This window comes from Pseudomonas sp. TE4620 (assembly GCF_056279045.1).
Genome location: NZ_JBWBQO010000001.1, coordinates 5,446,250 through 5,459,298, shown reverse-complemented (window position 1 = coordinate 5,459,298; position 13,049 = coordinate 5,446,250). Strand labels below are relative to the sequence as shown.

General features: G+C 63.2%; 8 protein-coding genes. All 8 read right to left on the bottom strand.

What is annotated here, in order from left to right:
* Positions 1–99: 99 nt before the first annotated feature.
* The 8 genes from ACZ9A3_RS25335 to pilM all read right to left on the bottom strand — a co-directional run bounded on the left by ACZ9A3_RS25335 (position 100) and on the right by pilM (position 12,978).
* On the bottom strand, positions 100–1,518 hold the full coding sequence (locus ACZ9A3_RS25335; RefSeq protein ID WP_045193948.1) for an FAD-dependent oxidoreductase: 1,419 nt from the start codon (positions 1,516–1,518) through the stop codon (positions 100–102).
* A gap of 116 nt (positions 1,519–1,634) precedes the next feature.
* Positions 1,635–6,080, bottom strand: a complete 4,446-nt coding sequence (gene gltB / locus ACZ9A3_RS25330; protein ID WP_093377156.1) for a glutamate synthase large subunit — start codon at positions 6,078–6,080, stop codon at positions 1,635–1,637.
* A gap of 363 nt (positions 6,081–6,443) precedes the next feature.
* Positions 6,444–8,039, bottom strand: coding sequence for an SPOR domain-containing protein (locus tag ACZ9A3_RS25325; protein ID WP_093377160.1), 1,596 nt, complete (start codon positions 8,037–8,039; stop codon positions 6,444–6,446).
* A 16-nt stretch (positions 8,040–8,055) separates the two neighbouring features.
* A complete protein-coding gene (aroB, locus tag ACZ9A3_RS25320) occupies positions 8,056–9,153 on the bottom strand; it encodes a 3-dehydroquinate synthase (protein ID WP_093377165.1) in 1,098 nt (365 codons plus the stop codon).
* A gap of 99 nt (positions 9,154–9,252) precedes the next feature.
* Positions 9,253–9,771 carry a shikimate kinase AroK gene (gene aroK / locus ACZ9A3_RS25315; protein WP_010222231.1) on the bottom strand — a complete coding sequence of 173 codons (519 nt, stop codon included), beginning with the start codon at positions 9,769–9,771 and terminating at the stop codon, positions 9,253–9,255.
* Positions 9,772–9,775: 4 nt separating this feature from the next.
* Positions 9,776–10,987 (bottom strand): type IV pilus secretin PilQ, encoded by a 1,212-nt coding sequence (locus tag ACZ9A3_RS25310; RefSeq protein ID WP_476253352.1) that lies wholly within the window; start codon positions 10,985–10,987, stop codon positions 9,776–9,778.
* Between the two features lie 54 nt (positions 10,988–11,041).
* Positions 11,042–11,896 (bottom strand): pilus assembly protein PilP, encoded by an 855-nt coding sequence (locus ACZ9A3_RS25305; RefSeq protein ID WP_476253240.1) that lies wholly within the window; start codon positions 11,894–11,896, stop codon positions 11,042–11,044.
* A complete protein-coding gene (gene pilM / locus ACZ9A3_RS25300) occupies positions 11,893–12,978 on the bottom strand; it encodes a pilus assembly protein PilM (RefSeq protein WP_476253239.1) in 1,086 nt (361 codons plus the stop codon). Before pilM ends, ACZ9A3_RS25305 begins: the two co-directional genes overlap by 4 nt.
* Positions 12,979–13,049 lie beyond the last annotated feature (71 nt).

The following is a 13,049-nucleotide window of genomic DNA, read 5'->3' as shown; positions in this document are numbered from 1 at the left end:
TCGACTTGTGACAGGTCAATAGATTTTGTTGAATTCATCGCGGGTCAAGCCCGCTCCTACACAGGTTCTGTAGGAGCGGGCTTGTCCCGCGAAGCTGTTTCAGACGCCCAGGTAATCCAAGATCCCCTCGGCGGCATTGCGCCCCTCGAAGATCGCCGTCACCACCAGGTCGGAACCGCGGACCATGTCGCCACCGGCGAAGATCTTCGGGTTGCTGGTCTGGTGCTTGTAGGTGTTCTTCTCCGGCGCCACCACGCGGCCCTGGCTGTCGGTCTGGATGCTGAACTGCTCGAACCACGGCGCCGGGCTCGGACGGAAACCGAAGGCGATGACCACGGCATCGGCCGGGATGATCTCTTCGGAACCCGGGATCGGCTCGGGGCTGCGGCGGCCACGGGCGTCCGGCTCGCCGAGACGGGTCTCGACCACCTTCACACCTTCGACCTTGTCTTCCCCGACGATCGCGATCGGCTGGCGGTTGTAGAGGAACTTCACCCCCTCTTCCTTGGCGTTCTTCACCTCTTTGCGCGAGCCGGGCATGTTCGCCTCGTCACGACGGTAGGCACAGGTCACGGCCTTGGCGCCCTGGCGGATGGAGGTGCGGTTGCAGTCCATCGCCGTGTCGCCACCACCGAGGACCACGACCTTCTTGCCCTTCATGTCGACGAAATCTTCCGGCGACTTTTCAAAGCCCAGGTTGCGGTTGACGTTGGCCACCAGGAAGTCCAGAGCATCGTGCACGCCCGGCAGGTCTTCACCGGGGAAGCCGCCCTTCATGTAGGTGTAGGTGCCCATGCCCATGAACACCGCATCGTATTCCTCGAGCAGTTGCTCCATGCTGACATCCTTGCCCACCTCGGTATTGAGACGGAACTCGATGCCCATGCCGGTGAAGACTTCGCGGCGATTGCTCAGCACGGTCTTTTCCAGCTTGAACTCGGGGATGCCGAAGGTCAGCAAGCCGCCGATTTCCGGGTTGCGGTCGAACACCACCGGGGTTACCCCGCCGCGCACCAGTACGTCGGCGCAGCCCAGGCCGGCCGGGCCGGCGCCGATGATGGCGACGCGCTTGCCGGTCGGCTTGACCTTGGACATGTCCGGGCGCCAGCCCATGGCGAAGGCGGTGTCGGTGATGTACTTCTCCACCGAACCGATGGTCACCGCGCCGAAGCCGTCGTTAAGGGTACAGGCACCCTCGCACAGGCGGTCCTGCGGGCACACCCGGCCGCAGACTTCCGGCAGGGTGTTGGTCTGGTGCGACAGCTCCGCGGCGGCGAGGATGTTGCCTTCGGAAACCAGCTTCAACCAGTTGGGGATGAAGTTGTGCACCGGGCACTTCCACTCGCAGTACGGGTTGCCACAACCCAGGCAGCGGTGGGCCTGCTCGGCCGATTGCTGGGGTTTGAAGGGTTCGTAGATTTCCACGAACTCTTTCTTGCGTTGACGCAACAGTTTCTTCTTCGGATCCTTGCGCCCGACCTCGATGAACTGGAAGTCATTGCTGAGACGTTCAGCCATTTTCAATACCTCTTTACCGCAGTTGCTAGCTTCAAGCTGCAAGCTGCAAGACGATCACGTGGGCCGGCAAACCTCGTACTGCTTTGAACTTGCAGCTTGAGGCTTGCCGCTTGCCGCTACTGCGGGTTGGCACGGGTGCTAGACAGCAGGTTCTTCAGGTTGGCCGCCTTCGGCTTGACCAGCCAGAAGCGCCGCACGTAATCGTCCAGGTTTTCCCAGAGCTCACGACCCCATTCGCTGTTGGTTTCTTCGACGTATTCAGCCAGCACGCGCTGCAGGTGGCTGCGATAAGCCTCCATGGCCTCGCCACTGATGCGCTGGATCTCGACCAGTTCGTGGTTGAGCTTGTCGACGAAGCTGTTGTCCATGTCCAGCACGTAGGCAAAACCACCGGTCATGCCCGAGCCGAAGTTGTAACCGGTCTTGCCCAGAACGCAGACAAAGCCACCGGTCATGTACTCACAGCAGTGATCGCCCGTGCCCTCGACAATCGCGTGGGCACCGGAGTTGCGCACGGCAAAGCGCTCGCCCGCGGTACCGGCGGCGAACAGCTTGCCGCCCGTGGCACCATACAGGCAGGTGTTACCGATGATGGCGCTGTGCTGAGTGGCGAACGGGCTGCCCGCAGGCGGCACAATCACCAGCTTGCCACCGGTCATGCCTTTGCCGACGTAGTCGTTGGCATCGCCTTCGAGGTACATGTTCAGGCCACCGGCGTTCCACACCCCGAAGCTCTGCCCGGCAGTGCCCTTGAAGCGGAAAGTGATCGGTGCCTTGGCCATGCCCTGGTTGCCGTGCAGACGGGCGATTTCGCCGGAGATCCGCGCGCCGATGGAGCGGTCGCAGTTGCAGATGTCCAGCTCGAACTCCGCGCCCGACAGGTCGCGAATGGCCGGCAGGGCCATGTCGACCATCTTCTCGGCCAGCACGCCCTTGTCGAACGGCGGGTTGCGGTCGACTTCGCAGAACTGCGGCTTGTCGGCCGGCACGTGTGGGCTGCCCAGCAACGGGCTGAGGTCCAGGTGTTTCTGCTTCTCGGTTTCGCCGGGGAGCATTTCCAGCAGGTCGGTACGCCCGATCAGCTCGCCGAGGCTGCGCACACCCAGCTTGGCCAGCCACTCGCGGGTTTCTTCGGCGACGTAGGTGAAGAAATTCACCACCATGTCGACGGTGCCGATGTAGTGATCCTTGCGCAGCTTGTCGTTCTGGGTGGCGACGCCGGTGGCGCAGTTGTTCAGGTGACAGATACGCAGGTATTTGCAGCCCAGGGCGATCATCGGCGCGGTACCGAAACCGAAGCTTTCGGCGCCGAGGATGGCCGCCTTGATCACGTCGAGGCCGGTTTTCAGGCCGCCGTCGGTCTGCACCCGGACCTTGCCGCGCAAATCGTTGCCGCGCAGGGTCTGATGGGTTTCGGCCAGGCCCAGTTCCCACGGCGCGCCGGCGTACTTGATCGAGGTCAGCGGCGAAGCGCCGGTGCCACCGTCATAGCCGGAGATGGTGATCAGATCGGCATAGGCCTTGGCCACGCCGGCGGCGATGGTGCCAACACCGGCTTCTGCCACCAGTTTGACCGAGACCAGCGCCTGCGGGTTGACCTGCTTGAGGTCGAAGATCAGCTGCGAGAGGTCTTCGATCGAGTAGATGTCGTGGTGCGGCGGTGGCGAAATCAGGGTCACGCCAGGCACGGCGTAACGCAGCCGGGCGATCAGGCCGTTGACCTTGCCGCCTGGCAGCTGGCCGCCTTCACCCGGCTTGGCGCCCTGGGCAACCTTGATCTGCAGCACTTCGGCGTTGACCAGGTACTCGGGAGTGACGCCAAAGCGGCCGGTGGCCACCTGCTTGATCTTCGAGCTCTTGATGGTGCCGTAGCGGGCCGGGTCTTCGCCGCCCTCACCGGAGTTGGAGCGCGCGCCCAGGCGGTTCATCGCCTCGGCCAGAGCTTCGTGAGCCTCCGGCGACAGCGCGCCGAGGGAGATACCGGCCGAGTCGAAGCGCTTGAGGATCGCTTCCAGCGGTTCGATTTCGCTCAGCTCCAGCGGCTGCTCCAGGGTTTTCACCTTGAGCAGGTCGCGAATCATCGACACCGGACGCGTGTCGACCAGCGCGGTGTATTCCTTGAACTTGGCGTAGTCGCCCTGCTGCACGGCGGCCTGCAGGGTGTTGACCACGTCCGGGTTGTAGGCGTGGTACTCGCCACCATGGACGAACTTCAGCAGGCCACCCTGCTGGATCGGCTTGCGCGCGCTCCAGGCTTCGGCGGCGAGCAGCTTCTGCTCATTCTCGATGTCGACGAAGCGTGCGCCCTTGAGGCGGCTGGCAACGCCACGGAAGCTCAGGTTGACCACCTCTTCCGAAAGGCCGACGGCTTCGAACAGCTGTGCACCCCGGTAGGAACCGACGGTCGAGATGCCCATCTTCGAGAGGATCTTCAACAGGCCCTTGGAGATGCCCTTGCGGTAGTACTTGAAGACTTCTTCAAGATCACCGAGCACTTCGCCGGTACGGATCAGGTCGGCCAGCACTTCGTAAGCCAGATACGGGTACACCGCCGAAGCGCCGAAGCCGATCAGCACGGCAAAGTGATGCGGGTCGCGGGCGGTGGCGGTTTCCACCAGGATGTTGCTGTCGCAGCGCAAGCCCAGTTCAGTCAGGCGGTGATGCACCGCACCAACGGCCAGCGAGGCATGCACCGGCAGTTTGCCCGGGGCGATATGGCGGTCGCTCAGCACCAGCTGGGTCTTGCCGCTGCGCACGGCTTCTTCGGCCTGATCGGCGATGTTGCGCACCGCCGCTTCCAGGCCCAGGCTCTCGACGTAGTTGAGGTCGATCAACTGACGCTCGAAGCCGGGGCGGTCGAGGTTCATCAGCGAGCGCCACTTGGCGGGCGAGATCACCGGCGAGCTGAGGATCACCCGCGAGGCGTGCTCTGGGGATTCCTGGAAGATGTTTCGCTCGGCGCCCAGGCAGATCTCCAGCGACATGACGATCGCTTCACGCAGCGGGTCGATCGGCGGGTTGGTGACCTGGGCGAATTGCTGGCGAAAGTAGTCGTAGGTCGAGCGCACGCGCTGCGAAAGAATCGCCATCGGCGTGTCGTCGCCCATCGAGCCGACCGCTTCCTGGCCTTGTTCGCCGAGCGGACGCAGCACCTGGTCACGCTCTTCGAAGGTGACCTGGAACATCTTCATATACTGCTTGAGCTGGTCAGCATCGTAGCTGGCCACGCCCTGGTCATCGCTGAGGTCGGCCTGGATGCGCAGGGCATTCTGGCGCAGCCAGCGCTTGTACGGATGGCGCGACTTGAGGCGGTTGTCGATGGCGTCGGTGTCGAGGATCTGCCCGGTTTCGGTGTCCACGGCAAAGATCTGCCCCGGGCCGACCCGGCCCTTGGCGATCACGTCTTCAGGCTTGTAGTCCCACACGCCGATTTCCGACGCCAGGGTGATGTAGCCGTTCTTGGTGGTGACCCAGCGCGCCGGGCGCAGGCCGTTGCGGTCGAGCAGGCACACCGCATGGCGGCCTTCGGTCAGTACCACGCCGGCCGGGCCGTCCCATGCTTCCATGTGCATGGAGTTGTATTCGTAGAACGCGCGCAGGTCGGCGTCCATGGTCTCGACGTTCTGCCACGCCGGCGGAATGATCATGCGCACGCCGCGGAACAGGTCGATGCCGCCGGTGACCATCAGTTCGAGCATGTTGTCCATGCTCGAGGAGTCGGAACCGACGCGGTTGACCAGCGGGCCGAGTTCTTCGAGGTCCGGGATCAGGTCGTTGGCGAACTTGGTGCGCCGCGCCTGGGCCCAGTTGCGGTTACCGGTGATGGTGTTGATCTCGCCGTTGTGGGCGAGGAAGCGGAACGGCTGCGCCAGCGGCCATTTCGGCAGGGTGTTGGTGGAGAAGCGCTGGTGGAACACGCAGATCGCGGTTTGCAGGCGCTCGTCGCTGAGGTCCGGATAGAAGGCGGCGAGGTCCGCCGGCATCATCAGGCCTTTGTAGATGATGGTTTTGTGCGAAAAGCTGCAGATGTAGTGGTCGGTGTCGGCGGCGTTGGCCACCGAAGAGCGACGACGCGAACTGAACAGCTTGATGGCGAATTCCTGATCGCTCAGGCCTTCACCGCCAATGAACACCTGCTCGATCTGCGGCAGGCGCTCCAGGGCCAGGCGGCCGAGGACGCTGGTGTCGATCGGCACTTTGCGCCAGCCCACCAGTTGCAGGCCGGCCGCGAGGATCTCGCGGTTCATGTTGGCGCGCGCGGCTTCAGCCTTGGCGTTGTCCTGATTGAAGAACACCATGCCGACCGCATATTGCTTGGGCAGCTCAGTGGCGAACTGTTCGCGGGCCACGGCACGCAGGAACTGATCGGGCTTTTGCATGAGCAGACCGCAACCGTCGCCGGTCTTGCCGTCGGCGTTGATCCCACCGCGGTGGGTCATGCAGGTCAGGGCCTGGATGGCCGTTTGCAAAAGGTGGTGGCTGGGTTCGCCCGTCATATGGGCGATCAGGCCGAAACCACAGTTATCCTTGAATTCTTCGGGATGGTACAGACCTGTTTTCATAGACACTTTCTCACCAGGTTCGCCTCTCACCAAGGCAAATCTTTTTTTAGTACAACCACTTACCATCCACGCCGAACGAATGCCAGCTTTGCGGGGGCAATAGGGGAGCCATTGTTGCACAGCGACAGGGAAGCCCACAAATTTACGACGAATTGCCGTAAGTCCATGTCGCATTTTTGAATGTTTTTAAGCGTGCGCCGTGGTAACGGCATGGCTTGAGTCTGAAGCGTTTCAGCCTGGACTGCAAGAACGGCTTGTGGCCGGCAGTCTGGGACAGAAAAGCCTGCCGCGCAGTACGCAGCAGGCTTGACCGATGTTCAGGAGTCGCTCAGCAGGTGGCGGGGGTAGTGCCACCAGGCTATATCAGCGGGTCGAGGCCAGTTCTTGTTGGACGCTGGCGACGGTACGAGGCCAAGGTTTACCAGCCTGGACCTTGGCTGGCAAGGCCTTGATTGCAGCCAGGGCGGCATCACGGCTGGCGAAGTTGCCGTAGGTGATGACGTACAGCGGCTTGCCCTGCAGGGTTTTCTTGAAGTAGCGATAGTCGCCACCCTGAGCCTTGACGTAGGCCTGGGCCGACGCTTCGGAGCTGGTGCCGAGGATTTGCACGACATAATTGCCCGGCTTCTGCCCGGCGTACCAGCTACCACCGGCTGCGGGCTTGGCGGCCGGCTTATCGACAGGCTTGGGCGCAGGCTTGGCGGTTGCAACCTGGGTTGGCGCAGGCTTGGCTGCAGGAGCAACCGGCTTGCTGGCAACAGGTGCTACCGACTGCTGCACAGGTGCAACCGGTTGCGCAGGGGTTGGTGCGGGGCCAGCGGTGACACCTGCCGGTGGCGCGATAGTGGTGACGGTCGGCGGAGTAGACGGCTGCAGCGCGGTTTCGCCGGCTGGCGTCGACTCTTCGCCTTCACCCATGCCGGTAGACTCGGCCAGCGGGCCACGCATGACCGGTTGCGACTGACCTACCAGCGGCAGTGGCATCGGCTGCGAATTGCCGGCGAATTCGATCGCCGGGCCGCCGTTGTTCGATTGGGCATTGCCTGGCTGACCTTCGCCCAGCGGCAGTTGCGCCTGTTCGGCAGGGGCAGTTGGCGCCTGATCACCCTTCTTCGGCATCAGCACGGCGGCCGCGACGGCGACCACGACAACTGCAGACAGCGCCAGCACATGTTTCTTCGGCATATTGAACCCCATTGATGGTCGCTTCGCCGTGGTCCGGCTGGCGATCATGGCTTCGATCAAGGTATCGCGGGCAACCTGGTTGATAGTCCCGGGCCAGCCGTCAGAGTTTTGGTGAATATCAACGATCTGCTCACTGCTGAACACTTCGATGCCCCGCCCGGCACCTTCCAGGCGCTGCTCGAGGTATTCACGGGTTTCTTCTTCGCTGTAGGGCTCAAGCTCGATGACATGAAAGCGCTCCTGCTCGGCATTGAGCTCTTCCAGCCCGGCGATCAGTGACGGCTCGCCAAACAGGAAGACATGCGGACGCCCTTCCGGGGTACCCGCCGCCAACTCCAGCAAGGCTTGGAGTGCCGACTCGCCAAGTTGTTCCGCATCGTCCACCAGCAGATAGACTTCCTGCCCGGTCAGCGCCAGTTGTACCACCTGGGCAAGGATGTCCGGGACTTCAGCCTGGGCCACGCCCAATGACTGGGCCACCTGGCCGAGCAGGCTGGCGGCATCGCTGGCGCCACGGGCGGAAACCACCACGCTCTGCACCGATTGCTTGTTGGTGCTGGCCACCAGGGCCTGGCGCAGCAGGGTCTTGCCACTGCCTTGAGGGCCAGTGACCACCAGCAGCAACTGGCTGTAGCGGGCCAGGTGGTGCAATTGGCCGAGTACCGGCTTGCGCTGGGCTGGGAAGAATTTGAAACCCGGCACCCGTGCAGCGAAGGGGTCGTGGTTCAACTGGTAATGGCCGAGAAAGGCCTCGTCGGCATGCAAACTAGTCATCGGACGCTCATCAACCTCAAAGCTGGGCCACGATCGCGCGGTAATCCGCGGCCAGCGTGGCCTGAAGAATCTCTTTCGGATAGTCGTCGGTGACCACCGCTTCGCCCATGCGGCGCAGCAGGACCAGACGCAGACGACCGTCGAGTACCTTTTTATCTACTGCCATGTGTTCCATGAACTGCGCCGGGGTCATCTCGGCGGGCGGCACCACCGGCAAGCCTGCGTTCTGGAACAGACGGATACCACGGTCACGCTCCTGCTGGCTGATCCAGCCCAGGCGCATGGACATTTCCAGGGCCATTACAGTGCCCGCCGCGACGGCCTCACCGTGAAGCCACACACCATAGCCCATGTGGGTCTCGATGGCGTGACCGAAGGTGTGGCCCAGGTTCAGCGTGGCACGCACGCCCGACTCGCGCTCATCGGCGCCCACTACCGCAGCCTTGGCCGCGCAGGAACGACGAATGGCCTCGGTCAGCGCCACCTGGTCAACGCCGCGCAAGGCCTGCATATGCTCTTCGAGCCAGCCCAGGAAGGGTTCGTCACAAATCAGGCCGTATTTGATCACTTCGGCCAGGCCTGCCGACAGCTCGCGCGGCGGCAGGCTATTGAGGCTGCGGGTGTCGATCAGCACCGCGTTGGGCTGATAGAAGGCACCGACCATGTTCTTGCCCAGCGGGTGGTTGATGCCGGTCTTGCCCCCTACCGACGAATCGACCTGAGACAACAAGGTAGTCGGCACCTGGATGAAATCCACGCCGCGCTGGTAGCAGGCGGCGGCAAAGCCGGCCATGTCGCCGATCACCCCGCCGCCAAGCGCTACCACGGTAGTGCGGCGGTCGTGGCGGGCGGTCAGCAGCGCATCGAAGATCAACTGCAGGGTTTCCCAGTTCTTGTAGGCCTCGCCGTCGGGCAACACCACCGGCAGTACCGAATAGGCACCCAGGGTCTTGCTCAGGCGTTCGAGATAGAGGGGTGCGACAGTCTCGTTGGACACGATGGCGACCTGCCGGCCAGCGATATGCGGCGCCAGCAGTTCAGGTTGATCCAGCAGGCCTTCGCCAATGTAGATCGGGTAGCTACGTTCGCCCAATTCGACCTTTAGTGTCTGCATGTGTCCCCACAATGAACTAGGCGCGGCATCGATGGCTCGAACCGCGCGATAACGGTGTGCCCTGTCACGGCATGACTGGTCGCCGAGGATAGTCCTGGCTTAACGGGGCGGCAACTTCTGCAAGCGCTCGAGAATATCCTGCACCACCATTCGCGGTGGCCGTTCGTCGGTTTCCACCACCAGATCGGCGATCTCGCGATATAGCGGGTCGCGAACTTCCAGCAGCGCGCGCAAAGTCGCCTCCGGGTTGGCGGTGCGCAGCAACGGCCGGTTGCGATCACGCGAGGTGCGCCCGACCTGCTGCTCGACCGAGGCGTGCAGGTACACCACTCGCCCGCCGGCATGCAGGGCCTGACGGTTGGCATCGCGCATTACCGCGCCGCCACCGGTAGCCAGCACCACGCCATCGAACGCGCAGAGCTCGGCGATCATCGCCTGCTCGCGGTCACGAAAGCCCGGCTCGCCTTCCTTATCGAAGATCCACGGGATATTGGCGCCGGTGCGCAATTCAATTTCCTTGTCGGAATCCTTGAACGGCAGGCGCAGCTCTTTGGCCAGCAGGCGGCCGATGGTGCTTTTGCCAGCACCCATCGGCCCCACAAGTATCAAATTTCGCACAGAATCAACGACTCACAGCAATCGCCTGGTCACTCATGATACGCGGAGTCAGGAAGACCAGCAGCTCGGATTTTTTCTCTTGTAGAACATCGCGACGAAACAGCCGCCCAACATACGGCACATCGCCGAAAAATGGCACCTTGTCGACAACTTTACTTTGCACCGTCGAGTACACGCCGCCGATGACGATGGTCTCGCCATCATTGATACGCACCTTGGCGTTGACCTCGTTTTTACGGATCGCCGGCACGTGATCCAGGGCGTTGAGGTAGTCGGGCTCGTCCTTGGTCACCTTGACCACCATGATTACCCGGTTGTCCGGGGTGATCTGCGGGGTGACCTCAAGGGACAGCGAGGCCTCGCGGAAGGTCACCGAGGTAGCGCCGCTGCCGCTGGTTTCCTGATACGGCACCTCGGTGCCCTTGAGGATCCGCGCAGTTTCCTTGTCAGCGGTGACGACCTTGGGCTGGGAAATGATTTCGCCGTTGCCGGTGCGCTCCATGGCGCTCAGTTCCAGGTCGAGCAGCGCACTGTTGCGCACCAGGCCAAAGCCGATACTCGACGATGCCCGGTCCGCGCCAAGGTCGACGAAGGTATCGCCACCACCCAGGCTCAAGCCCTTGCCCAACTGCACCTGGCCACCCCAGCGCACACCCAGGCTCTTTTCAAAATCGACGTTGGCCTCGACGATCCGCGCCTCGATCATGACCTGGCGTACCGGCACATCGAGTTCGCCGATCAACCTGCGCAGCTCTTCCAGACGTTCCGGCGATTGGCTGGCGACCAGGGTGTTGGTGCGCTCATCGACACTCAGCGAACCATGGCTGGCGCCGCCGGCCTCATGGGCCATCAGGCTGTGGAAAAGCTCGGCGATATCGGTGGCCCTGGCGTGGTGGATCGGTATCAGCTCGCGCCGCGACGGCGCGGACCCGGCCAGTTCGGCAAGCGGTGCGACCAGCAATACATTGCCATCCTTGCGCTGCTCCAGGCCCTTGCTGCGCAGCACCAGCTCCAGCGCCTGGTCCCAGGGCACATCCTGCAAGCGCAAGGTCACCTTGCCCTGTACCGCATCACTGGCCACCAGGTTGACCCCGGAAAAATCAGCCAGCACCTGCAGTACCGTACGCACCTCGACATCCTGAAAATTCAATGACAACGGCTCACCGCCGTACAGTTGCTTGCCCGCAAACGCGCCGGCAGACAGGCAACAGCCCATCAGCACCGCAACCACAGCTCCCTTGCCCATCGATGACCTCCCTGGTCGGCACCTTCAGCGCAGGGCGAGAGTTCGCCGCCGCGCTTGCCAGCCTTGGCCGGCAACAAAAACCTGCTCGATGACCTCGACATGGCGCTCGCCAATCTCGGCCACCTGCCCCTGGTCACGACCCAAGCGGTCACCGACCTGCAGCCGATGCACGCGGCCATCAGCCTGGATCAGCGCGTAGCGCACGCCGCGACTGGCGAGGCTGCCGACCATTTCCAGCTGCTCCAGCGCCAGGCGCTGCAAGACATCGGCACGCACCGCCAGCGCAGATGGACCGAATGGATTGCGCAGCATCGCAACCGGCCGTCGCTGCGCCGCCTGTGGCTGCGCGCCAGGGGCCAACTGCGGCTGCGAGCGAGGCTGGTATGAGCGAACCTGCAATTCCATGTGCAGCAACTGCGCATCGGCCGGCTTCAGCGAAAGCCCTTGCACGGTAATCAGCCGCGGCTGCGCGGCCAGGTCCGCGAAAAATTCGGCAAGCGCCGAAAAGGCGCCACGCAAGCGCAGTTGCACGGGCAGTTCCAAGTAATGCTCAGCGGTCGACGCTTGGACTACCTGCAACTGTTCAATGGCCACTTCATGGGCCTCGGCCAGGCGGGAGAGCAACTCGAACACGGCAGGCTCGGCGCTCCCTGCCGACAGTTGCCAACGCGCTTGCTGCAAGCCGCTGTGCAATTCGGCCGTCGGCCCAACGCTGTCTGCGTTGGCGTGCGCCAAGGCATCAACCATCAGCGCTGCCTGCGCCATCAGCGGCCGTAAATGCACGGCATAAGCCAGGCCTGCCAGAAGCACCAGCAAGCCCGTCAGTATCAACGCCTGTGCTGGCCAGGCTCGACTTGCCAGCTCACCGCAGAAGCTCAAGGTGCAACCTCAAGGGCTGCTACCAGCTCAAACGCATGCCCCTCCTCAACCGCACTTAGCTGCTGCAACTCGGCAGTACTGATCAAGGATGAAGACTTCAGGCGGTCTGCCAGTTCCGCAACCAGGGCAGCCGAACCGGCCATGCCGGCAAGCCTCAGCCCAGCCGGTTCCTGGCTCAGGGCGGTCAGGTACACGCCATCGGGCATGGCCCGCTCAACCTGCTCGAAGACATCCACGGCGAAATGCCGGCCAGCCTGCACGCGTTGCAACTGCCTCAGCTCCTGCCGCAAAGCCTCGGGCTCCAGTTGCCCGCCGGGCGGGCTGAGCGACTGCTGCTGCATGACGCCGCGAAAATGCTGGTCGATGAGTCCACTGGCAACGGCAACCAGCAGCACAACACTTGCACAGCCTGCCTGAAACCCTCGAATACGCAGACGCTGGCGGCGCTCGCGCCATGGCAACAAATTAAGTCGCACGCCGCCCATGGCCAGGGCGCAGGCCACGCTCAGGCTCGAGCCCGCGTGGTCCAGTTCGGCGTCGAGCGCTACTGCCGGAGCACGCCGCAGCGCCTGGCTATCGATCTCCAGCACCCGTGCATTGAGCCCGGCGACTTCAAAGGTGGCCTCAAGTGTTTCCAGCAAACCGCGATGACAGGCCGCGACCTGAACGCTCACCGCATCAGCGCCAGCCGGCGCCTGCAGCCGGTAGTCCAGCGCGGTGTCTTCAAGGTCGAAGGGAATGAACTGCTCAGCGGCATCGTGCACCTGCGCAGCAACTTCGGCATCGGCCAGACCCGCCGGCAGGCTTATCGATTTGCTGATAGCCCGCGCCGCCGGCAAGGCCACGGCGGCTTGCCGACAGCGGCTGCCACTGCGCTGCAGCGCGCGTTTCAGGGCCAGGCCAACCACCTCGGGGTCGGCAATCCAGCCGTCGAGCATGGCCCCGACAGGCAGCGGTTCAAGCGCCCAGGCCCGCACGCGCCACGCGCCTTTGCGCCGGTGCAATTGCACCAGTCGGATAGACGGCGGGGCAATTTCTACCCCCAGGAGTGAACCGGCATCCATGCCGAAGCGTCCAAGCATTGGTTTTTTCCTTGCTGGCGACAGCCGCGCGCGTAACGCGGCGAGTTGAAAAATGCTTATAATGCCCAGCG